At 42.4% G+C, this 24,222-nt stretch carries 17 protein-coding genes; 9 read left to right on the top strand and 8 right to left on the bottom strand.

Annotated features, from left to right (window positions below):
* Positions 1 to 100 precede the first annotated feature (100 nt).
* From GAVG_RS00565 to malQ, 5 genes are all read left to right on the top strand, one after another.
* Complete coding sequence (locus tag GAVG_RS00565) at positions 101 to 1,504, top strand: carbohydrate ABC transporter permease (RefSeq protein WP_004113788.1); 1,404 nt, start codon at positions 101 to 103, stop codon at positions 1,502 to 1,504.
* Positions 1,501 to 2,421, top strand: coding sequence for a sugar ABC transporter permease (locus GAVG_RS00560; RefSeq protein WP_004113786.1), 921 nt, complete (start codon positions 1,501 to 1,503; stop codon positions 2,419 to 2,421). The genes GAVG_RS00565 and GAVG_RS00560 overlap by 4 nt, the downstream gene beginning before the upstream one ends.
* Before the next feature lie 105 nt (positions 2,422 to 2,526).
* Positions 2,527 to 4,518 carry a type I pullulanase gene (gene pulA / locus GAVG_RS00555; RefSeq protein WP_009994410.1) on the top strand — a complete coding sequence of 664 codons (1,992 nt, stop codon included), beginning with the start codon at positions 2,527 to 2,529 and terminating at the stop codon, positions 4,516 to 4,518.
* Positions 4,519 to 4,963: 445 nt separating this feature from the next.
* Positions 4,964 to 7,561, top strand: a complete 2,598-nt coding sequence (locus GAVG_RS00550) for a coiled-coil domain-containing protein (protein WP_048653112.1) — start codon at positions 4,964 to 4,966, stop codon at positions 7,559 to 7,561.
* 251 nt (positions 7,562 to 7,812) lie between these two features.
* Positions 7,813 to 10,005 (top strand): 4-alpha-glucanotransferase, encoded by a 2,193-nt coding sequence (gene malQ, locus GAVG_RS00545; RefSeq protein WP_009994404.1) that lies wholly within the window; start codon positions 7,813 to 7,815, stop codon positions 10,003 to 10,005.
* 392 nt (positions 10,006 to 10,397) lie between these two features.
* Here malQ and GAVG_RS00540 read toward each other — a convergent pair whose 3' ends face one another.
* The 3 genes from GAVG_RS00540 to GAVG_RS00530 all read right to left on the bottom strand — a co-directional run bounded on the left by GAVG_RS00540 (position 10,398) and on the right by GAVG_RS00530 (position 12,844).
* The gene (locus GAVG_RS00540; RefSeq protein ID WP_009994403.1) at positions 10,398 to 11,012 is read right to left on the bottom strand and encodes a DUF624 domain-containing protein; all 615 of its coding nucleotides are present in this window, start codon (positions 11,010 to 11,012) and stop codon (positions 10,398 to 10,400) included.
* 147 nt (positions 11,013 to 11,159) lie between these two features.
* Positions 11,160 to 11,993 (bottom strand): carbohydrate ABC transporter permease, encoded by an 834-nt coding sequence (locus GAVG_RS00535; protein ID WP_004113778.1) that lies wholly within the window; start codon positions 11,991 to 11,993, stop codon positions 11,160 to 11,162.
* Positions 11,990 to 12,844 (bottom strand): carbohydrate ABC transporter permease, encoded by an 855-nt coding sequence (locus tag GAVG_RS00530; RefSeq protein WP_004112931.1) that lies wholly within the window; start codon positions 12,842 to 12,844, stop codon positions 11,990 to 11,992. The genes GAVG_RS00535 and GAVG_RS00530 overlap by 4 nt, the downstream gene beginning before the upstream one ends.
* A gap of 349 nt (positions 12,845 to 13,193) precedes the next feature.
* On the opposite strand from GAVG_RS00530, the gene GAVG_RS00525 reads away from it, so the two are divergent.
* On the top strand, positions 13,194 to 14,213 hold the full coding sequence (locus GAVG_RS00525) for a LacI family DNA-binding transcriptional regulator (RefSeq protein WP_013399403.1): 1,020 nt from the start codon (positions 13,194 to 13,196) through the stop codon (positions 14,211 to 14,213).
* A gap of 251 nt (positions 14,214 to 14,464) precedes the next feature.
* Here the strand turns inward: GAVG_RS00525 and GAVG_RS00520 are convergent, their stop codons facing one another.
* On the bottom strand, positions 14,465 to 15,808 hold the full coding sequence (locus tag GAVG_RS00520) for an ABC transporter substrate-binding protein (RefSeq protein ID WP_013399402.1): 1,344 nt from the start codon (positions 15,806 to 15,808) through the stop codon (positions 14,465 to 14,467).
* A gap of 154 nt (positions 15,809 to 15,962) precedes the next feature.
* On the bottom strand, positions 15,963 to 16,721 hold the full coding sequence (locus GAVG_RS00515; RefSeq protein ID WP_004113771.1) for a histidine phosphatase family protein: 759 nt from the start codon (positions 16,719 to 16,721) through the stop codon (positions 15,963 to 15,965).
* Positions 16,722 to 16,904: 183 nt separating this feature from the next.
* Here GAVG_RS00515 and GAVG_RS00510 point away from each other — a divergent pair, with 183 nt between their 5' ends.
* Positions 16,905 to 17,489, top strand: a complete 585-nt coding sequence (locus GAVG_RS00510) for a hypothetical protein (RefSeq protein ID WP_004112904.1) — start codon at positions 16,905 to 16,907, stop codon at positions 17,487 to 17,489.
* Between the two features lie 73 nt (positions 17,490 to 17,562).
* Positions 17,563 to 18,378, top strand: a complete 816-nt coding sequence (locus tag GAVG_RS00505) for a nitroreductase family protein (protein ID WP_013399401.1) — start codon at positions 17,563 to 17,565, stop codon at positions 18,376 to 18,378.
* Positions 18,379 to 18,404: 26 nt separating this feature from the next.
* On the opposite strand, the gene GAVG_RS00500 is transcribed toward GAVG_RS00505, so the two are convergent.
* Positions 18,405 to 18,671 (bottom strand): hypothetical protein, encoded by a 267-nt coding sequence (locus tag GAVG_RS00500; protein WP_103013388.1) that lies wholly within the window; start codon positions 18,669 to 18,671, stop codon positions 18,405 to 18,407.
* Positions 18,672 to 19,050: 379 nt separating this feature from the next.
* The gene (locus tag GAVG_RS00495) at positions 19,051 to 21,114 is read right to left on the bottom strand and encodes a cation:proton antiporter (protein ID WP_009994398.1); all 2,064 of its coding nucleotides are present in this window, start codon (positions 21,112 to 21,114) and stop codon (positions 19,051 to 19,053) included.
* Between the two features lie 371 nt (positions 21,115 to 21,485).
* On the opposite strand from GAVG_RS00495, the gene GAVG_RS00490 reads away from it, so the two are divergent.
* Entirely contained in the window at positions 21,486 to 23,012 is a 1,527-nt protein-coding gene (locus tag GAVG_RS00490) for an aminotransferase class I/II-fold pyridoxal phosphate-dependent enzyme (RefSeq protein WP_009994396.1), read from the top strand.
* Positions 23,013 to 23,157: 145 nt separating this feature from the next.
* Here GAVG_RS00490 and GAVG_RS00485 read toward each other — a convergent pair whose 3' ends face one another.
* Complete coding sequence (locus GAVG_RS00485) at positions 23,158 to 24,216, bottom strand: LacI family DNA-binding transcriptional regulator (RefSeq protein WP_009994395.1); 1,059 nt, start codon at positions 24,214 to 24,216, stop codon at positions 23,158 to 23,160.
* Between the last annotated feature and the right edge of the window lie 6 nt (positions 24,217 to 24,222).

Below are 24,222 nucleotides of genomic sequence, written 5' to 3'. Positions count from 1 at the left end.
AAAACACACGGCAAGGACGCCCCGCTCCCCTAAGGATTTTAAAATCGGGGCGGGGCGTCTTTTGCTTGTAAAAACCCCACAATTTTACGAAAGGCATGTCATGACTGGCACGACATCCACCAAGCGAGGGAAGCGTAAGAAGGCACCTGCTGCCGATGAATACATTGCCCCTTCGCAATACTCATTACAGGAGGCTGCAAAGCACGCAGACGTACTGTCTTGGGTTTCGATAATTATCTTCGGTTTTGGTAACTTCGTTCGCAAACAGTACGTGAAAGGTCTCGTATTCATTCTATGCGAGGCTGGAGTTCTTGCCTTCTTGGCCACAACTGGCGCTGAATATCTACCAAAATTCGGTACTCTTGGTACTAAGAAGCAGGGTAGAGTAAAGATTAACGGCTTCTGGCACTATGTGGCTGGAGATAATTCTGTTGAAATTTTGCTGTATGGCGTTATGAGCATTGCAGCAATTGTTGTTTTAATTTATTTAGCTACTTTGTCTTTGCGTAGCGCATACAAAGCTCAGGCTTTTGTAGCGCGCGGAGAAAAGCCTATTACTTTTGTTAAAGATGTTGAGTCTTTGCTCGACCGCCATGCGCACGTTGGTTTTATGACTCTTCCAACCGCTGGAATTGTTTTGTTCACGGTTTTGCCATTGGTGTTCATGATTTCGATGGCATTCACAAACTATGATCGTGACCACACATTGCTGTTCCATTGGGTTGGTTTAAACAACTTCTTTAAGATTCTTGGAAATACAACTGGAACCATTAATGCTGGAATCTTCTTTGATGTTTTGATTTGGACCCTTGTTTGGGCTTTCTTCGCTACATTCTTGAACTTCTTCTTCGGCATGTTTATGGCAATGATTATTAACAGGCGCACCACTCGTCTTAAGAGCTTGTGGCGTATCTGCTTCTCTTTGACCATTGCTGTCCCACAGTTTGTGTCTTTGCTTGTTATGCACAGCATGTTGCAAAGAGATGGCGCTATTAACCGTCTTCTCATCTCTTCTGGCTGGATTCATTCTCCACTACCGTTCTTCCAGGATGCTACTTGGGCAAGGGTTACGGTTATTCTCATCAACCTTTGGGTTGGTATTCCTTACACCATCATGCAGATCACTGGTATTTTGCAGAACGTTCCAGCTGAACTTTACGAAGCAGCAGAGCTTGACGGTGCAAGCTGGTGGCAGCGTTTCATGAACGTCACTATGCCATACATCTTCTTCGTTATGACTCCATACCTGATCACCACCTTCACTGGAAACGTTAATAACTTCAACGTTATTTACCTGTTGTCTGGCGGCGAACCAACACCAATTGGTTCTTCTGCAGGTAAGACTGATTTGCTCATCACCTGGCTGTACAAGCTTACGGTTGATAAAGATAACTACAGCATGGGCGCGGTAATCGGCATTATGACATTCATTGTGCTTGCGATTGTTGCTTTGATAACATACCGCAACTCTGGCTCCTACAAGAATGAGGAGGGATTCCGGTGAGTAATAAGAAGGATCTTATGCAAGGCGAACAGACTGTGCATAGTGTACGTAGTGTCCCGTTCTGGCGCGATCAGCGTATACGCCGCATATTCGGAGACATTGTAGCTCATCTGTTCCTGATTGTTATGGCTGTGATTTGGCTTGCGCCAATCGTTTGGGTGTTCTTGGAAAGCTTTAACCAGAACACTGCACCATATCAGACAACGTTCTTCCCAACTAAGTACACGTTTAATAATTACATTCAGCTGTTTACTGAGCGAGAAGTTCTTGACTTCCCACGAATGTTCTTAAACACCTTGATTGTGTCTATTTTCGTGTGCATTATCTCTCTGTTCTTCGTGCTTGTAGTAGCGTTCTGCATGTCTCGTTTGCGTTTCCGCGGTCGTAAGACATTTATGAACATTGCTTTGATTCTTGGTATGTTCCCAGGCATCATGGCAGTTATCGCTATCTACTTCATTTTGAAGGCTTTTGGCTTGACGAATGGTTCTGTTGTTCTTATTTCCCTTATAATCGTTTACTCTGCTGGTAGCGGCATGGGCTTCTACGTTATGAAGGGCTATATGGACACGATTCCAAAGTCTTTGGATGAAGCCGCTTATTTGGATGGATGCACAACTTGGCAAGTATTCTGGAAGATTATTCTTCCAATCTGCAAGCCTATGATTGTGTTCCAAGCTATTGTTAGCTTCTTGGGTCCATGGCTTGACTTCGTTTTGGTTAAGACTATTGCCCGTACTCAAGATAATTACACTGTGGCTTTGGGCTTGTACCAGATGTTGCAGAGAGAATACATCAATCACTGGTTCGCACGATTCTCTGCTGGAGCTGTGTGCGTTTCCATTCCGATTGCAATCCTGTTTATTGTCATGCAGCGATTCTATGAAGAGTCGATGTCTGGCTCTGTTAAGGGATAGTAACCTCTACATCAATTGTGGGGTTTAATTGAAAATGGGGGTCGAGCGTTTTAAAGCGTTTCGGCCTTCATTTTCTTCTGAATAATTAAAAGAAGGATATATTACATGACGTGCACGTCTTCAACACAATGGCCAGTGTACTCGGGTCAGCTTGGATGCTCGCTTAATGAAAAATCAACAACATTCACAGTTTGGGCACCAACCGCATCATGCGTAACGCTAAGACTTTTTGAAACAGGAAACAACAGCGAGCCGTTCAAAACACGTAATTTAAAGCCATTGCGCGACGGCGCATGGAGAACTTCAATATTGCAAAGGCTAGATGGCGTTTATTACGATTTTCTGGTGACTTTTGCTGATGGAAAAGTGAATCGTACAAGTGACCCTTGGGGTGTTGCTAGTGGCGTAAATGGCGAGCGCAGCATGGTTGTAAGTGAGGAACGCGTTAGCCCAGCTGACTGGCACAAAGATAAATCGCCAGAGTTTGTGCGCCATGCGACGGTTGTTTGGGAAACGCATGTTGAGGACTTTAGCAGCAATCCTAATGGTGGTTTTAAGCCAGAACATAGGGGTCAGTATCTTGCTTTTACAGATTCGCATACGACTTTAGGTGGCGATGAGCACTTCCCTACTGGAATTGACTATCTTAAAAAACTTGGTGTAACTCACGTTCAACTAATGCCAATCTACGATTTTGCTACTGTGGATGAGGTTGCGATTTCGTCTGCTCGCAAAAACGGTGAGAGCGTGGATTCGCTTTACAATTGGGGCTACGATCCACATGCGTACAATGTGCCGGAGGGTGCTTACTCTAGCAATCCATACGACGGTACGGCAAGAATACGCGAGTGCAAGGCGATGATTGGCGCTTTGCATAAAAATGGCATACGCGTAGTTATGGATGTTGTTTATAACCACATGTTTGAGGCTGCGTCGAATGTGTTTGAAAGTGTGGCTCCAGGCTATTTCTGCAGGCGTAAGGCTGATGGGTCTTTTGCTAATGGTTCTGGCTGCGGTAACGAGATGGCTTCCGATCATCCTATGTTTAGGCGTTTTATGATTGAATCTATTTTGCACTGGGCGCGCTGCTACCATGTGGATGGTTTTAGGTTTGACCTTATGGGCTTAACGGATGCGGAAACTTTGAATATGATTCGTGCCGAATTAGATAAGCTTGATGGCGGCAAAGATATTCTTATGTATGGTGAACCGTGGGGTGCGGATGCTGCAGCTGTTGGCGATGATTGCCCTATGGGAGATAAAGATGGGCGCGGCTTCCTTGATTCTAGAATCGGCTGGTTTAGTGATGAGTCTCGCGATACGCTTAAGGGCAATGTTATGGATCATCATGACCGCGGATATGTAAATGGCAATGAGTTTTGGACGGCGGATCCTGTGCGAAACGCGTTTAATGGCTGGCGTGGTATGCCTTGTGCTGGTAAAAGTGTTGGTCAAATTGTGCAGTATGTTTCTGCTCACGACGATTTGACTTTGTGGGATAAGCTGTGTATTTCTATGCGCGATAATGCGTCTAGCTGCGATTTTGACGCAAGTGATCCAAACAGCGTTGCAGACATTTTTAGCGCTAATATTCTCAGTGCTGGATTGATTTTGTGTTCTGCTGGAATGCCATTTATGCTTGGCGGCGAGGAGTTTGGTCGCACTAAGCATGGTTGCGATAATTCTTATAATCGCGGTGCGCTTATGAATCAGCTGGATTGGTCTAGAACTAAGCGATTCCAACCTCTTGTAGAGTGGTATAGTGCGCTTATATCGCTTCGTGCTAAGAATGCGGAGTTTTATGATGCTCAGCACACAAGGCTTACTGCGTCTGATGATGCTGTTCTTGCGGAGCAGATTGGAAGCGATTTGATTGTGTGCGTGAATCCTATGAATGATGCGTCTGCAACAATTGATTTGCCTGCTAAATCTGCGAACCCGTGGCGCTGCGTGTTGGATTCCACTGAGTATTTTGCTAAGTGGACGGGGCACGACTCTGGCAGCTGCGTTTCTATGCTGTGCGATGATAATGGCTCTCAGTGTGCGGTTCATGTGCCGCCGCGTACATTCGTTGTGTTGAGTCGCAAGTGCGCTTGATTGCTTGAGTTCTTGAGCGCGCTCGGCTCGCAATTTATCCCGATTTTGTTCTCTTATTCCTGTGATTTGGGAACAAAGTCGGGATTATTTTTTGGCTTATGATTGAATATTAATATTTTGGGGAATAACCCAATATTTTCGAATACTGAGTCGGATACTAATATTTCAAGGCGAATCCTTGTAATTTCCTTAATTGTTCCTTATAACTTGCCAAAGTGAGCGAATTATTCCTGTGATTCTGTTAGAATAACTTTTATACTTTATACCCCTATTGTGTATATGCAAAGTGGAGAAATATGCAGAGTAGAGAAGAGTAGAAAGTCTAGAAACAAGACAGAGACGCAATACAGACACGGATTGTATGCCAGCGCTTTGATCTTACAACTTGATAATTAAACAAATACCCCCACACCCAAACCTAAATGATTTGAAGAATGAGGTAAATATGAACGCTAAGATTGCAGCCGCTATCTCTTTGGGCGCAAGCTCTTTGGCTCTTATTGGAAGCATAAGCATTGCAAACGCTGCCAACGCAGCCGACGCGACTACAACAGATACGTCTCACAATCCAACAGCACATGTTAAGACAATATCCGACACTGGTTTTAATGCTGTTAGCAATGTTGTTTCTTATGGTCCAGAAGATTTTAAACCACAAACCGTTAACTCGCCTGTTACTGGCGACGCTGATGCTGGCAAGCAAGAGAAAGAAAATCCTGGAACGGTTCAAGGTTCAGGCACATCTAAGAATAACACTCCAGCAAATGCAGAAATACTCCAAAAAGTCGAAGAATCAAAGAATCTACAAAAAGAAGCTCAGAATAAGCATAATGAAGCAAATAAAGCTGTAGAAGAAGCAAAACAAGAAGCTGAAGATACTGCAAGAAAAATTAATGAAGCTGTAGAAAAGAAAAATAATGCAGAAAATAGCATTGCTGAGACCAATAAGAAAATAGAAACAGAGACTCAGAATATAGCAAATGCCGAGCAGCGCATTGAAGAGAAGAGTAAAGCCGTAAAAGAGGCAGAAAAAGACAAGAAAGTGACTGACGAGGCTAAGCAAAATGCTGATCAAGTAAACAAAATTAGGTCTGAAGAAAAAGCTGCAAAAGATGAACTTGCTGAGGACGCAAAAGATGACAACGAAGAAACTGCAGAAGATTTAGCAAATGAAGAAGAGGCTAAATCTAAGCTTGAAGCAGAGTTAGCTGAAGCTAAGCAAAAGTCTGAATCCACTAAGGTAGAAGCTGAAAAGCTTGAAAAGGAAGCACAGCAAAAGGAAGCAGCTGCTGAAGGCGTCGATAATAAGATTGAGAACATTACTAAGCAAATTAAAACTGCAGAAGAAAATCTAAAAACTCTTGATGCTGACAATGATCAAAACAAAATTAATCAGTTAAAAGAAAAAGTTGCTTCGACTAAAAAACAAGCTGAAGAAGCAGAAAAAACTGCTGCCCAAAAACAACTTGCATATACGAAACAAAAAGAAAAAGTTGCCGAATATGAGAGAGAATTACAAAAATTAGAATCCGATAGATCAAAACTTGGTGATCCTTCACACATAGAAAAATTAACTAACGCGCAAACTAAAAAGACAGAGGCGCAAGATATTGAAGAGCAATTAAAAAACGAAGCTAGTACCGCAAAAGAAAATAGCGAAAAACTAAGTACTGAAGCAAAAAAAGCAGAAGAAGAACTTGCCAAAGCAGATAAAAGTAGTCAAATAAGAGATCTATTAGATACAATTTCTGAATTGACTTCTGAGATAAATTCTTTAACAAGAATTTCTGATAATGCAAAAGATGCTCGAAAAGCTGCCAATGAGAAGAAGTCTGAATCTAATTCTTTAGCTAAAAAAGTTTCAGATAAAGAATCCGAACTAGCTGAGCTTGAGAATACTATAAAAGAGCTAAAAGAATCTAAACAAGATGCTGAAAAAGATCTAAATGTCGCTAGCAGAGATGCAGAAAAAGCTAAAGAAGAGGCAGAAAAAGCTGCTCAAAGCTTACTGGCAAGAACAGAAGAAGCACAAAAAGCAGAGAAAAAAGTTCAAGATGAAAAAGCTAATTTTGAAAACGCTAAAATAGATAAGGAGACCGCCGAAAAGAATCTTAATCAACTGAAAGAAGACTTGAAGCGAATCGATAAAGAAATATCCGAAGCTAAAACTAATGTCGAGGCGACTAAACAACTTGCTGAAACAGCAAAGCAAAAACTAAATGATGCTAAAACTAATGTTGAAGCAACTAAAGCAAAAATCTTAGAGCTAAAAGCTTCAATTGAAGAGACCAAGCGTACACTTATTTCAAAGTATGCTGCAAGCAAAACTAATATCGAAACAGCTTTTGATTTAATGATAAAAGAGGTTGCTAATCGAGCCAAAGAACTTGATAATTCAACAAACACGTTAAATGCTGTGGAAAATAGTCTCACTGCAGCAAAGCAAAAGGCTGAGGAATCTTTGAATCCACAGGTTCAGAAGCCAGCTCCTTCTACACCAGCTCCTGCTCCAGCTCCAAGCACTCCACAGAATGCGCCACAGAACAATGCTGCACCAAGTGCGCCACAGGCTTCGGCTCCTTCTGTATCACAGTCTGCACCACAGGCTGCACCTAAGCACAGTGCTGTTCCAGCGAACCAAACGGAGTCCACGCATACCGCAAAAGCTGCAGAAGAACTCGTAGAAAATGCTACTGCTAAGTCGCCAGCAACCGCAGAGATTCCTGCACGCACGCCTCGTGCTGCAGCATCTGCTGCTCCTACAGCAAGCTCCGCAAACACAACAAAGAGCGAAGAGTCCAAGAACACATCTAACGATTCTGCAAAAGATGAAAATCAGAAGGAATCCGAAGAGTCCAAGAACGAAGACTCAAAGAGCGAAGACAATAGCAGCGATAAGAGCGCTCAGGCATCTGGCGCAAACAACGGTGAGCACGCCGCTGACAACAGCACAACGCTAATTGCAGCAATCGCAGGAAGCATAACTGCTGGAATCGCAGCAATCGGCGCAGGATGGCACTTTATGCGAATCCGTCGCAAGTAAGTAGCAGCAAATATGCGCAAATAACAAATAACAAATAACAAAACCGCAGTTGGTATTTAACCTTCTGCGGTTTTTTGTTAAGTGCCACGAAAATCGCCAATATTGCAAACGATATCAATACTTAATATAATGGTTAGCTAGAGCGTGCCTCAATCCAGTGAGGTGTTGAGAAATCGCACTCTTCAACATCGTTTGCAAACCAACATCGATGCGACGAGATTACATGTGCCACTGATTAACAAAGGAGCATCATGAGCACAACAGACAACGCCAAAACAAAGGCTGCCACGCCTGTGCCCGTAGAAGAAAGCACAGAACGACTCAATCGTCCACTAATTCAGTTAGCAAAAGCCTGCGGAGTTGCAACTTTCTACATCGACCAACTAGGCGACTATACGGAAATTACCGATGAAGCTCTTGTTGGCGTGCTAGATGCACTAGGTTGGCAAGCAGATACAGAGGAAAATATTGCAAACTCACTAAAACGAGTGCAAGAAAAGCGAGATAGCGAACTTCTGCCACCAACAGTTGTATGCTTTAATGGCACAAAAACAATAGTGCCTGTGCACACTGGCGGTAGTGCAATCGACCCAAGCAAAATCCACGTAACACTGACTTTAGAAGACGGAACAGAATACGAGGATACGCCTGATAAGCCGCTTAATAACTTTAAGACAAGCAAAGAGGGCGACTTATTGCTGGAACTTCCAGAAGATTTGCCAATGGGTTACCACACTCTGAAAGCAACTGTAGATGACGAATGCGCCTTGCATGCTCAGGTTACACTGATTTCTGCTCCAGCAAGAATCCCTCTTCCGCAAAGCGTTCAGGAACGCCATCGCTGGGGTTACATGACTCAGCTCTACTCCGTGCGATCAAAGGAATCTTGGGGAGTTGGCGATTATGGAGACTTGCGTAGGCTGCTTAAAGACGCGGGTAGCATTGGCAAAGCCGACTTCATGCTTATAAACCCAATTCACGCCTGCGCACCAGTGGCGCCTTTAGAGCCTTCGCCTTATTTGCCTGAGTCGCGCAGATTCTTAAACGTAACTTATATTCGCCCACAGGATATTCCAGAATACACGCAATTAAGCGATAGCCAGAGAGAACAAGTGGAAGCTCTGCACGAGTCGGTTGAAGCGCAAAACAACGATCCAAATCCTATGGATATTAACGCTGCTTGGAGCGCAAAGCTACCAGCACTAAAGATAATTTTTGAGCAGCCTAGAAGCGCAGAGCGTGAGCAGGATTTCGCAGACTTTAAGGCGCGTTCTGGAGAAGACTTAGACGCTTTTGCGACTTGGTGCGTAGCCTTCGAGGTTTGGGGCGCTCCTTGGGGAGATAACCTTTGGTTTGATACCACTGGCAAGGGCACTCCTCAGATTGACGCGCTTAAGTGCGAGCACGCTGATTTGTTGGAGTTCCACCGCTGGCTGCAGTGGATTGCAGACGAGCAGGTTGCAGCTGCCCACGCCGAAGCTAAAGCCGCTGGAATGGCAATAGGTCTTATGCAAGACATGGCTGTTGGCGTTCACGGCTATGGCGCAGATGTGTGGTGGAGCCCAGAGCGATTTGCTAACGGCGTTAGCGTTGGTGCACCTCCAGACTTCTACAACCAGCAAGGTCAGGATTGGGGTCAGCCTCCATTTGACCCTAATTATCTAGACGAAACTGGTTACATTGCATACCGAGACATGGTTCACAACGTGTTCTTGCATGCTGGCGCGGTTCGCATTGACCACGTGCTCGGGCTTTTCCGCTTATGGTGGATTCCGCAAGGTCAAGGAGCTAAAAACGGTGCTTACGTGTACTACAACGTGGACGCTATGCTTGCTGTGCTTAGCATTGAGGCGACTCGCGCAGGCGGATTGGTGATTGGCGAAGATTTGGGCACTGTTCCAGCATATGTTTCTAAGGTTCTTGCCTCGCACGGAATTCTTGGAACTGTTGTTGAATGGTTCACTCACGACGACGATGCAGAAAAAGCCGCTAAGAAGGCTGGTAAAAAGCAGACTATATTTGCAAACCCTTCCACATACCGCGAATACGCTTTGGCATCTGTTACAACTCACGACATGCCACCTACAGCTGGATACCTTGCTTTCGAGCATGTTAAGCTTCGCGAGGAGCTTCATTTGCTTACCGATTCTGTAGAAAGCTTCCAGAAGGCTGCGAGCGCAGAACGAGACGCCATGATGAAGATGCTTTTGGAAGGCGGATGGATTAGCAAGGATGCTGCCGAACATGTAGAAGACCATGTGCAAGAGATTGTGGAGGCTATGCATGCGGTTATGCGCACTTCCCCATCTTTGCTTTTGCAAGTGGCGCTTGTTGACGCAGTTGGAGAAAAGCGTTCGCAGAATCAGCCTGGAACCAGTACAGAATATCCAAATTGGCGTATTCCTCTTGCTGATAAAGATGGCAATGTTGTTCATACCGACTAAGTGTTTAAGTCACCTAGAGTGCTTTCTATGGCAGCTGTTATGAACGGCAAAAAATAATTAGAATTTAAGCCAAAATAACAATAAAAATAACAAAAAAGAAAGGGTGAAAACCTTTATAAATAAAGCTATTTAGAGTATAATGAAAGGGCATGGTTATCTGTTAAGAGTAACTTGTTTCCCTCCCCGACATGGTGTTAGGATTTGCGCATAGTTGCACATTTAAAGCACCTTGTAATGATGTCCCAAATGAGGCGAGCATCCATGATGGTGTTCGCCTCATTAATTATTCTGCAGAATACACGGATACCTAGTTACCCCCGATTACCCAGTTATCCGAATACCCGATTACTTGGTTACATCTAATTCTCTGGTTACTAATGTCAATTCACAAATCACTTACCACTTGTTTTAACGTATTTTGCAAACACGCGCTCAAGCAGCGGAGTGTGAAGCATAATCAAAGACCCCCATCCAAGCAAAATCAACAATGGCAATCCCTGCAAAAAATACTTTAAAGATAAATAGACAAGCGCAAAAAATACAAAATCAAGCAAAACCATCATAAAAGTGGTTGCAATGTAAGATACGCTAAAAATCAACGAATTAATCAAAGTTCTACCAACAGAATTTTCAAATCTTGCTTGAAGAGCAAACACCCATTGAGCAACCAAAATCCATAAAATACTGATCGCAAACTTTATTATTAAAAGTGGCGTAAGCTGCAGAAAAATCCAAGACCCTACAATTGCCACAAGAATCGGAAGCAAGATTATCCAAATAATAGTAGATTTAACAAAATTATTTTTAAAAGATTTAAAATAGATTGAAGTTGTGTGTGCTTCTCCGCGCTCAATCCTTCTAGCAGTTTCATGAGCAGCTGTAATTGATGCGCCAATCGTTATAATCGGAACACTCGTAATAATCATTAAAATGGTAAGCCATACTGCGTCTGCAAACGATTCCATTCCTTGAGCAAACTTTGAATCGGGGCTTCCAAAAGAAATCATTACAACCACTCCTGCATAGTTAAACGCAATCTAAAACAAATCTAAAACAACAATACACTAAAAAATACTCCTAAACACAAATGATGGTGGAAGCAAAGTTTTGCAACCACCATCATCATGCAACCGAGGTCCGAAGGAGAAAAGACCTCAGCCTTTTACCGCACCAGCCATAACGCCTTTGATAATATACTTCTGGCAGATGAGGTAGAAGATAATAATTGGAAGAATGGCAAGAACCAAGCAGCCCATCATGGCACCCATTTCAACGGAACCATAACCACCCTTCAAATATTGAACTGCAATCGAAACAGTCTTATACTTGTTCAAATCCAAAGTGAGGTAAGGAAGAAGGAAGTCATTCCAAATCCACATTGTTTGCAAAATCGACACAGATATAATAGCAGGTCTCATAATTGGAACAATAATCTGGAAGAATATGCGAGGCACTGAAGCACCATCAATCATTGCGGACTCTTCCAATTCCTGAGGAATACCCTTCACAACGCCCGTGAAAATAAACACAGCCAAACCTGCGCCAAAACCAAGGTAGATAATCCACAATCCCCAAGGGGTGTTCAATCCAAGCTTTGTAGTGATGTTGGAAAGAGTGAACATAACCATCTGGAACGGCACAATCATATTGAACAAGAACAATACGTAAAGCAGCCTTGCAGCCCAATTGTTTACTCGCACAATCCACCATGCACACATCGAAGTGCACAAAAGAATCAGAACCACAGCGCCAATCGTTACAACAATTGTCCACCAGAAGCTCATCAACAAATTCGTGCGGTTAATGCCAAGAACGTAATTATCAAAACCAATAAACGACTTTGGAGTAAGTGAAAATGGCTCGCTAGCAATATACACCTTTGACTTAAAGGAATTCATAAACACTAACGCGATTGGGAAAATCCACAACAAACTCACTACAGCAAAAAGCGTGGTCCAAAGCACAGGATGCTTAGTTTTCTCGTTCATGCTGCCACCTCCTTAGACGTTGTCAACCTGTTCTGAATCAAAGCAATTACAGCCACAATGATGAAGAATATGACTGCCTTTGCCTGACCGACGCCTTCACCATTGATTCTTCCATAGAATGTGTTGAAAATGTTCAACGCCAACATCTCCGACTTTCTGGAAGGAGCACCATTAGTCAACGCCAAGTTCTGATCGAACAGCTTGAATCCGTTTGTAACAGTCAAGAATGTGCACACTGTAATGGACGGCATCATAAGAGGAATCGTAATCTTAAACAGCGTTTGCATTGGTGTTGCGCCATCAACAGCTGCCGCCTCAATAACATCTCCTGGAAGCGCCTGCAAACCAGCAATGTAAATAATCATCATATATCCGATTTGCTGCCAGCATATCAAAAGAACCATGCCCCAGAATCCGTACGTCGCAGAATACGTAATAGCACGACCAAAGTAGCCTAAAATACCATTAAGCACTACTTGCCAAACATAGCCCAAAACAATGCCACCAATAAGATTTGGCATAAAGAACACTGTACGGAATAAGTTTGAACCTTTGAACTTCTTTGTAAGCATATACGCAATTGCAAAAGCAATAACGTTAATAACAACTGTTGTTACAACAGTAAAAGCAGTTGTGAAAATCAACGAATGAATAAAATGAGGATCGCGCAAAGCCTTGCGATAATTGCGAATACCCACAAACTTTCCATCCGTAACAGTATGGAACTTAGTAAAGCTAAGATACACACCCATTACGAATGGCACTAAAAAGCCGATTACAAAAGCAGCAAACGTTGGCAAAGCGAATAACGCCCACCATTTGCGTATTGCTTTTCCACTCATATTAATCATGACTCGTCACTTTCTCCTCCTTGAGTACAACGCTTGTACGAGCGTCGACGCCCGAACCAATACTTTTATATTACTACATGCAACAGCAATGTCAAACGTTGTCATTTTTTGCATGTCGTTACGCGATGAAATCAAAATTAAATGTGAAGAAAATCCCTATTTTTGGCGATTTTGCAGCAAAATCTGCTATTATTATTTTTATTGCAAACGTTTGTGTATAAGAGGCGCAATGAACATTGATGTATGCGCTGCTCATATACTATCGTTGAAGATGATTGAATGATATTAATGAAGACATTAATAAAAATATTGATGAAGATATTGATGTTGTGCGAATAAAGGAGTTCACATGCCGGCTAATATTCAAGATGTTGCCAACGAAGCTCACGTATCAGTATCTACTGTTTCACGCTCATTTACACGACCAAACTTAGTTTCCGCAATAACTCGCGACAAAGTGTTGGCTATTGCAGAAAAACTAAACTTCTCAATATCTCGTTCTGCAGCCGCTTTAAAATCTGGCAGAACTCTAAGAGTCGCACTACTAATGAGCGACAGCATTCGCCTGTGGTTTAGCGCATCCATAATGCAAGGATTGAATCAGGTTCTTCACCCAGCAGGCTACGATCTATCAATTTTCCAAATATCAAGCAGCCAAGAGCGCGCAGAATTCTTTGATATGCTACCAACTCGAAGAAATGCAGATGCCGTAATAGTTTGCTCATTTGACGTAAATAAGTCGGAAGTTGCTTCATTAAAGGCAACTGGTGTACCAGTTTTAGGCATAAACTGCTTATATCCTATGGACTGCGATTTTGACGCAACAATTAATATTGACGACAATCAGGGCGCGAGGCTTATGGCTCGTCACCTTATTGGATTAGGTCATAAAAACATAGCTTATATTCGCACAAATCGCGATGTTTCCCTTCATTTCAGCGTTTTACAACGTTATCATTCGTTTATTGACGAATGCAAGATTAACAATATTACGCCTACCGAAATCGTAGCTCCAGAAGGTTTAGACCGCATAAGTTCAATAGTTTCATCGCTTTTAAGCAACAGTAGTATGCCTACCGCAATCGCATGCCAAGAAGACGGAATAGCAATACCTTTAATGTTCCAGCTTTCTAGAAGCGGATACAGCACACCAGGTGATCTTTCAATTATCGGTTTTGACGACAGCTTCTACGCTAGAGAAACAGGACTTACAACTATCAGACAAGACCCTGTAAGCATGGCAGTGGATGCTGCAAAAATGACCTTATCTTTAATTAATGGAGATTATTTAGATGAAAGTCGCCGATACATTACGATTCCAGCACAGTTAATTGTGCGCTCGAGTACATCTCAACTTGACGTAGCTTAGTTTAAGTACCATTTTAAATGCAATCTTAAAATACTATTTAAATATCAGAATAGATTCAAACAAAATTCAGCCTAAATTCAAACAAAAGAGCTTCAAACACCTAAGGCTTGAAGCTCTTTTAGTAGGCTATTAATGCACTGTGCTAATGCAATTACATCAACAGCCCAATCTTAAATTATCGTTTTAAATTATGTCCTTAAATTATGACTTTAATTTGTAATCAAGTTTAAGCCAAATAATCAATATTCAGATTAATCCTGATCTTCGTGAGTCTGAGCAACTTCCTTAGCCCAATTGTCAACGAAGGCGCTCTTAACCTTATCCCACTTGCCAGTGCCCTGAGCATACTCAAGCAATGCGGAGCCAAGATCGTTCTTCCAGTTGTCAGATGGCATCATAGTGAAGTTCCAGCTTACAGGAGTCTTACCAGACTGAGCATCTTCAACAGCAGCAGCAGTCAAAGGATTCTCAGACTTCATATCAGCAAAGCTCTTGAATGGAGTGGTGAAGCCCATCTTCTTAGACATAGCTTCCTTGCCATAATCAGAGGTAAGAACCCACTTCAAGAAGTCCTTAGTTGCCTTCTTGTTTGCATCCGAAGTCTTATCGTTAATGCACCAGTAGTTCTCGGAGCCAGTAGCCAAGCCCTGCTTTTCTTCGCCCTTAGCACCAATGTAGATTGGGAGCATGCCAAGGTCTTCAGCCTTCATGCCAGCCTTCTGCAGGTCGGTCCAAGCCCAAGTACCATTCTGATAGAACACAGCCTTGCCAAGCGAGAACTCAGAGTTTGCATCCTCACCAGTCTTAGAGCTGAGCTGAGTTGCAGGAGTGGTGGAATCAGTAATGTAAAGATCAAAGATCTTCTTGTATCCGTCAAGGAACGTGCCCTTGATCTTTGCTGGCTGCTTAGTTACCTTGTCTGCCTTGAACTCATAGTACAGAGGAATGTTTGCAAGGTGAGTCTTAAAGCGCCAATCAGAGCTGGAATCGAAACCAGCAGAAGTGAAAGCACCATCAACACCAAGTTCACTCTTACGAGCCTGAATGTCGTCAGCAACAGCCTTAAGCTTATCGAAGGAATTAATCTCTTCAGCAGACTTTACCTTTGCATCCTTAAGCTCAGTGTACTTCTTTAACAAAGACTTGTTGTAAATCAAGCCGTAAGTTTCCATTGCGTATGGAACACCAACAACCTTATCTCCGTCCTTAAGAGCAATATCCTTGTTCTGAAGCTGCTTGTAAAGCTCCGTATCCTTAAGATCTGCAGTGTAATCCTTCCAAGATGCATATCCAACAGGACCATTCACCTGGAAGAGCGTAGGGGCTTCATCACCCTTGCTGATTTCACTCTTAAGAGACTGCTCATATGTGCCAGAAGCAGCGTTCTGGACCTTTACAGGAATACCAGTCTTCTTGGTATATTCCTTAGCAACTTCCTTCCACTGATCAGCAGATTCTGGCTTGAAGTTAAGGAAGTAAACCTTACCCTTATCGGAAGAATCCGAAGAGCTGGAACCACATGCAGCGAGCGCACCGAATGCCATCGCGGAGCAAGCTACAAGTGCAATTGTTGACTTAATTGTACGATTCATCATCGAACCTTTCTCCTATGCCGTCGACCCTACTATGAGCCGCCGCACCCCTAGGTGCCCTTTTCGACAATTTTTATTATGCCTCAAATGCAAAGATATTGCAAACGATAGCAGTGTTGATATGATGGCGTGTCGCACAATCTGCAACAATCACAAATCAACAATTCCAGCGAACGATTACACGATCTCCCTTATAAGTTCCAAGAGCGCTGTAGTGGGCGGTGTCTAGTCGCAGCAACCGCGCTTGAGACGCATCAACGCCTAACCATCTCATAGCTAAAATTCTAAGAACATGCGCGTGCGCAACAATAATCACATCCTTGCCGCTTTTAAGCTTTGGCAAAACAGAGTCGATTATTTTTTGCGTTCTATCAGAAACATCCTGCAGACTTTCCCCATTGCAGCGTACTACTTTCACCGTTTCACCACTCGGAAGAGACTCTTCACAAGAATCCGACATAAACTCTGGAAGAGCCTTAGGACCATCTCGCCAAACATCCCACGATTCTACTCCACTTAACGCGGAGACATCTTTTCTAGTTCGCCCTTCTGCACACCCATAATCCCATTCAGCTGCGTATTCTAGCGGCGTGCAATGCGTAAAACCTGCTAGTTGAGCTGTTTGCCGAGCGCGAACAAGAGGGCTTACAAACTGGCAGTCTGCATCAAAACCCTTAGGAAATGCTTGTCGAATGCGCTCACCAGCATAAACTGCTTGCGAACAACCAATTTGAGTAAGCGGTATATCAGTTCTACCTGTATGCTGACCTGATTCGCTCCAAACAGTTTGTCCGTGACGCAAAAGAACAAGTCTTCCCTCTGGAGCTCCGCCACAAGTTGCTGGAACATCTTGAATCTCATACGAATCTCCGCTAAATGAACCACCATTAACGTCAACGTCAATACTGTTCAGCATAAATCCACTCCGCCTTAAGCACCGCCAACAAGTCAAAAATCTACGCTTGGTGCCTTAGCGCAAATCTAAACCCATTACTTACAAACTGGCTCCACTGCCATATTCGCTCGCTTTTATAACACTTTTATAACACTTTTACATGTCAATTACTAATTAGTATTTCGCTACCATTACCATAAAAATATGACGTTAACCCAAAATGATTCACGATATGATTCACGGAATGATTCGCAGCACAATTCACGACAAGACTTTTCTGGTCAATTTTATACCGAATCTTCCAACGCACATGCAGATTATTGTGCGACTCATAATGCGTCTCGCAGCGCAACCCGCAGCGCTTCAAATCTTACAATTAAGCGTTTAAACAAGGTTAACGATAAAGCTATTGCATTAAGACAAAAAAGACTTAAAAATCCTGACACTTTGTTAGATATGATTGCAAAATCTGCAATTCCTGCAATTGTTACAATGGTCGTAGGTAAAGTCGCAGAAATCGTATGGAAGCATTACGTAAAAAACAATAAAATGCACAAAATCGCGCAAAATAAACAATTTGAGAAATACAGAAAAAATAAAAGTAGCAAAAATAAAGACGTAAATAGGGAAGACTATAAAAAAATCAGTAAAGACAATAAACAAGAAGATTCTTTGCTCATGAACCTCGGGCTTGCGATTTTTAGCGCAATATTAACAACAGTTGCAGGTAGATACACAAATCGCGCGGTACTATCTGCAATTAAGAAAAGGCAAAGTCGCAGAAAATAACAAGAAAAACAAGTATTTTAAGTAGTCTAAATAGCATAAATATTTTTCAATAGCATAATTTTAAGGAAATAAAATGACAGAGTTGCAACAAAATAACGATCAAAACAACAATAAACAGATTGAAGAAAATAAAACAATTCAGACACTTCTAAATCGCAGATCTATACGCGCTTTTAAAAACGAGCCGATTAGCGAAAATATTGTAAAAACGTTGGAAGCAGCAGCACAGCGCGCAGCTTGTAGTCAGTTTTTAAACGACTGGTCCGCAATTAAAATCACTAGCAAAAATCTTAAACAAAAGCTTTCCGAGCTTGGAAATCAAACTTATATAGCCACAGCGCCACTTTTGTATGTTTTTATTATTGATCAGCACAGAAATGCTGCTATAGCGCGCAAAAATGGCATTGATGCAGACGGAAACGATTTTACGCTTAAAACAGGATACAGGTTCTCACAGTCGCAGAACGATGCAATTCTTGCACTGCATGCTATGGAAACAGCTGCAGAATCACTTGGGCTCGGATGCGTAATCCTTGGTTCAATTTTGAACAACATTCCCGATTTAATTGAACTTTTGAAGTTGCCAAAATACACGTATCCAGTACTTGGGCTTGCGATTGGAATGCCAGACCAGTCCCCAGAACTAAAGCCGCGCATGGATTCGAGCATGCAATTCTTTGAAAATGAATACCCTAGCAGCGATGATGTTTTGCTTGAAAAACTTGCAGAATTCGATGAAAGAGTGCATAAATACTACGATTTGCGAAATGCCAGCAAACCAGTAGACGCGTTCAGCGCACAAATCACAAAGCTTGCTGTAGATTCTGGAGCCAAAAACCATAGTTGCGAATCGCAGCTTAATGCGCAAGGATTTACTTTTAAGTATTGATTTATTGATTTTTTAGCGTTAATTATTTAACGAAGACGCGGCTTATATCCGCGTTTTCTAGACTTAGGTTTGGTTGTTTCAAATCGCGAGCGCATATCGCAATACTTACGAATTGCAGGATTTGAATGCGTTAAATGCCAACTTCCGCAATAATCGCATTTATAAACCCACAGCTTTGCTCCGCGTTCCGTAAAACTTTTATCCGCTGCAATAAGAGCCTGCCCTTTGTTGGCGTACATTATTTTTTGAGTAGATTCACATCTGCGCGGAGTAAAGAAATACATGTAACCCATAGTATCACCGCAACAAACTGCGTTGATTCGCAACTTTATGTAGTTCGATTGCGCTTTGACTGAGCTTGAAATTGCATAACGCATTTCAAGCTCCTTCAAAGCGTGATTTGGCTCAAACATAAAGTCCGGTGGACTTTATGTGCCAAATCAGCCGAGCGGCTACTAATAGCCGCGAGGAATAGCGCGCGCTTAGACCGCGTGCGAATCGACGATTTCGAGCTGCATAATGCGCGAGAAATCACCTCGATTCGCTGAGCCGCTCAAAGCAGAAGCACTGCTTCTGCGCGGCGAAGTCGTTCGCGCGCTTAGACCGCGCGAACGACACAGCACGCCGTAAAGTTAATACAAACGCAATACAAAGCTGCATTTAACACAAAACTTACACGTCTGAATTAGCATCTACGCTCATAACATAAACGTTGTTTCGCAGCTGCCTCTCTTGCGCGCGCGTAATATCTCCAGCTTCATACATATCGTGAATAACCCTAAGCTCAATTGCATACCCTTGCCGCTTAACATCATCGATTCGCTCAATCATTTTTACGCTAATAGCAACATTTGGTCTCGATCTAAGAAAAGCCTCGCTAGTCCTATACTCACGTAAAAGAGCTGAACAATGCTCCGTGCTATACGTTTCTTTATGCATTTCTTGATATAAACGTTTAACAACGCTATGTATAACGTCAATATGAATCTGCCGAACACGCACAAAAATCATGTCTTCTCTAAGAAGCGGAGCCGTTCTGCGAATCATATTACCTACTCGCCGCGCAACCGTTACATACTTTCGTTGAGCAGCCCTAAATCGCCCTCGCACATGCCACATTATTGATTGCTTTTGCGAACCAGCATGTATGTGTCTTAACGAATTCATTATTTGGTCTAAAAGCCGTTCACATGCTTCCTCATCTAGCATTTTAAACTTAGTTGCACCCTCTTGTTTAATGTCTTTAAGCCTTTGTTTTATATAGTCCTTTTCCCAATTTAGAGCATCTACACGTAATAACAAGTAGTCTTTTGAATCACTCTTATTTACATTTTGTTTTAGCCTATTGATTCGTTCCGTGTAGGAATCAATCACAGATAACACAGCGCCTCGCGCTTCATAATCATCACTTTTAGTGCTGTCCTGCGTAACGTTAAGCGTAAGCTCTTCAACGGTTCTCCGCAAAACTTCTATGATTATTGGCGTAACCGCTTCTAGCTCATGATTGTTATCTTTAGGAGATATTAAGGGAAGAATAAAGTTAGCTAGCAAAAGCGTTACTACTATCACCACTCCAGCAATAAAAATCAATTCATTTCTAAGCGAGAAGCTAATTGGAAGCGTAAACATCAGCGCTAATGTTAAAGTTCCTTTTGCTCCACCTAATGTCATTATCACGGACGATTTTAGCCAATCTACATCTCGCCTATTTGCTTTAGATCGCCTTACAAGGCGAATCATAATAACCATCCACAAGAATCGAACGCCTATAATGGCAACTAAAGTTACGCAAATAATCGCCACTAGAATAAGATTGTTAATTCCACGATCATTCCAACTTGAACTTACTACTTTTGGAAGCGCGATTCCCAAAAGCACAAAAACAGCACCATTAAGCCCAAAAGATAGAACGCTCCAAACACTGTTTGCCACTATATTTGTTCGCGAAACATTAGGACCTACTCCAGAACGATCGAATTTTGTAAGCAATCCTGCAGTAACTAGCGCAAGCATTCCCGAAGTTTCAAGGCTTTCTGCACCCATGTATAGCAAAAATGGTAGGAATAATTCCATTAATATTCTAGTTTTCGTAGTTTCCCAACCTAGTGACCTGATTTTTTCAAAAAGCCAGTTTGCAGCAAAACCTACTAACGCGCCTACTACTATTCCACCAAAGAATTTTGTTGTAAAACTGCTTAATGCTGGAACAATGTCGAAAACGCCTGAGGATGCTACCAACACTGCAAATTGGAATCCTACTATTCCAGATGCGTCATTAAATAATGATTCGCCTTGAAGAACGCTAAATTGTTTGCGCGTAAGCGACACTTCGTGACTTAAAGCGCTTACTGCCACGGCATCCGTTGGACCTAATGCAGCACCCAACACAAGAGCTGCCGTAATTGGCACAAACGGCCATATTGCAGGCAATAGAATGCCAACAACAATCATTGTGGCTAAAACTAATCCAATAGCTAGCGTGGCTGAATATTTGAAGGAAGACAGCAGAGCTAGCTTATTGATTTCTCTAGACTCAAAGTATATAAGTGGCGCAACTATAACGACCATAAACATGTTTGGATCTAAAGATGCGTTTGGAAAAAATGGCAATTCTGCAGCAATAATGCCCATAGCTATCTGCACAAGCGGCACTGAAACTCTTGGTATAAAACGCTCCAAGAATGATGAAAGAACCACAACTGCCATTATGTACAGAATTAGCTCAAAAACTGGCATGCCGCTATAACTCCCCTTGCTTATTTGCCATATTTTTCCAGCTTATCGAAACATGGCAACCGCGCGAAATATAAGAAAATGGTAAAACAATTTGAGCAATTCAAAGTAATCTAAAATAAATCTAAAGATTATCTATTTATTCAAGAGTTCAACATAGATTCAAAAAGTTCATAATTGTTCGCAGAGTTCGGTCAAAATTCAAAATAAATTCAAAATAAATTCAATTTTAGGCTTGCAAAACGCATTTTTACGCGTAAAATTGTCTTTTAATCGCCTCAAAGTTCAATTTATATCTTCTATTTTGAACTTTGTTGTAAGTTTGTTCAATTTAAGAATGCTGATTTTATAAGCTTCTATAAGAAAGACAGATTATGGCACAAAATTTTGCAAACGACCTTAAAAAGGCCATGAAAATCAAAGGATATAAGCAGATTGATGTAATCGCGCTTGCAGCAAAAGATGGTCATAAGCTTGGCAAAAGTCAGTTAAGCCAGTATTTAAGCGGTAAAACTGAGCCACGCAAAGACGTGCGAGATATGCTTGCACAAATTCTTGAAATTAGCGACTACGGAATCAAAGGTGGGCATTCTTGCGCAAAAACCGCGCAAAACTGCCAGTCTGTAGAAGAATCACAATTAAATCAGCCACATCTTACAGAGGAAGAGCTTTCCAAAACGCTCAAACATAGAAACTTCAACAAATCCACCAAACTTGAGCACGTGCTTTACGATGTCCGCGGCCCAGTTGTAGAAGAAGCAAACCGCATGGAAGCAAACGGAACGCATATTCTAAAGCTCAACATTGGGAATCCTGCTCCTTTTGGCTTCCGCGCTCCAGACGAAGTAATTTACGACATGCAGCAGCAGCTTATTGATTGCGAAGGCTACTCGGACAGTCGCGGACTTTTCTCTGCGCGCAAGGCGATTATGCAATACGATCAACTTAAGGGCATTCCAGGCGTGCAAATGGAAGATATTTACACTGGAAACGGCGTTTCCGAGCTGATTAACCTTTCTATGCAAGCACTGCTTGATTGCGGCGACGAGATTCTTATACCAAGCCCAGACTATCCGCTGTGGACTGCGTGCGCAAGCTTGGCTGGCGGCACTCCTGTGCACTACATGTGTGACGAAAAGTCGCATTGGTACCCAGATATTGCCGACATTCGCTCTAAAATCACGCCTCGCACTAAAGCAATCGTGATTATTAACCCGAATAATCCTACGGGCGTGCTGTATAGTCGCGAAGTTTTGGAAGAGATTGTTAAGATTGCGCGCGAGTTTAATCTGATTATTTTTGCGGACGAGATTTACGACCGTCTTGTTATGGACGACAAGAAGCATGTTTCGATTGCTTCTCTTGCTCCAGACGTGTTCTGCGTAACTTTTAGCGGACTTTCTAAGTCGCATATGATTGCTGGCTTCCGTATTGGTTGGATGAGTCTTTCGGGAGATAAATCCAAGGCTCGCGACTACATTATGGGGCTTAACATGCTGTCTAATATGCGCTTGTGCTCGAATGTTCCTGCGCAATCTATTATTCAGACTGCTTTAGGCGGATACCAAAGCGTTGAGAAGTATTTGGAGCCGGGCGGACGCGTGTATGAGCAGCGAGAGTACTGCTATAACGCACTTCAGGAGATGGATGGCGTAAGCGTCGAGCGACCAGATGCTGCTTTCTACATGTTTGTAAAACTCGATCCTGCTCGCTACAACATTCACGACGACGAACAGTTTGCGCTTGATTTGCTGCGCGACCAGAAGTTGCTGATTGTGCACGGCAAAGGCTTTAATTGGCAGACTCCAGGCTACTTCCGCGTAGTCTACTTGCCGCGCTTGCAAACGCTTCGCGACGCAATGAGCAAACTCTCTAACTTCCTCTCCTACTATCGCCAGTAGAAATCATAATTTTTGCATAAACAAAAAATTACGATTAATTCTGACCCTATTCAAGAAATTATGCATATAGTGCCACGCTAAAAAAAACTTAACGTGGCACTATATTTTTCATAGGAGGAAGGAATCAAAGTATTTACTACGCAGACTATTCTCGTATAGATGCTGCTGGGCCAATTGACTCACGCAGCAGCACAGTAATAGGTAGGCATACGTGACGGGATGATGCTCGTTCATACCCAGCATTCAAAGTCTCTACTATATATTCAGCAGCTAAACGTCCTTTAGTTGTGACAGGCTGTTTAACTGTTGTCAACGGTGGATTACTACATGCAGACTCAGCTAGATCATCAAAGCCTGTAACAGAAATATCACGTGGGATTTGTAAACCAGACTGTCTAGCAGCGTCCATTACTCCAAACGCGATAACATCACTAAAACAGATGAATGCAGTTGGTAATACAGAATTATTTTGTTTTATTTGTGCAAAAGCTTCTTCTCCTCCAGTACGAGTACATGGTACTTCAATAACATTTTTCTTATCGACCAGTGGGGCTATTCCATTCTCTTCTAAAGCAGAAATCACACCATTAATACGGCGACGAATTGTTCCATGCCAAGAAAGATACCCATCATCATTGCCTGATTCTGGAGAAATCACCACAAAATTGCGATGACCCAATGAAATAAGATGCTCAGTTAATTCTTTCATAGCGCGCGACTCATCAATATTGATACTCGGAGCCTGGCTATGTACTTCACTGTCAACAATCACAAATGGCTTTCCTTGCTGCATAAGAGCTTCAACTTCACCACGATCTTCTTCTAAACCAGTTACTATAAAACCGTCAACTGCAGCATAAGGAATTGCTTTTAACATAGAATTACGAAGTGGAGGCACTAAAAGAAGCGTCAATCCCTCTCGCTCACAGATTTGCCCAATACCCTGAATAAATTCCGAATAGTATGGGTTTTCTAGCACTCGCCCTAATTGCTGTGGTAGTAACAATCCCAAACTATTTGTCTTTTGAGTTCGCAGCATATAAGCAACAGGATTACGCACATATCCTAGTTCCTTTGCAACTGAAAATATGTGTTCTACAGTTTCTGACGATAAGCGATCAGGAGTATTATACGCAAAGGAGACAGCAGATTTAGAGACACGCGCTGCATCAGCAATATCCTGCATTGTAATTTTCTTTCCCATGCTTCA

Source organism: Gardnerella vaginalis ATCC 14018 = JCM 11026 (genome assembly GCF_001042655.1).
In the GTDB taxonomy this organism is placed as follows: domain Bacteria; phylum Actinomycetota; class Actinomycetes; order Actinomycetales; family Bifidobacteriaceae; genus Bifidobacterium; species Bifidobacterium vaginale.
The sequence above is the reverse complement of the archived record's forward strand: the minus strand, read 5'-3'. Positions and strand labels throughout refer to the sequence as shown.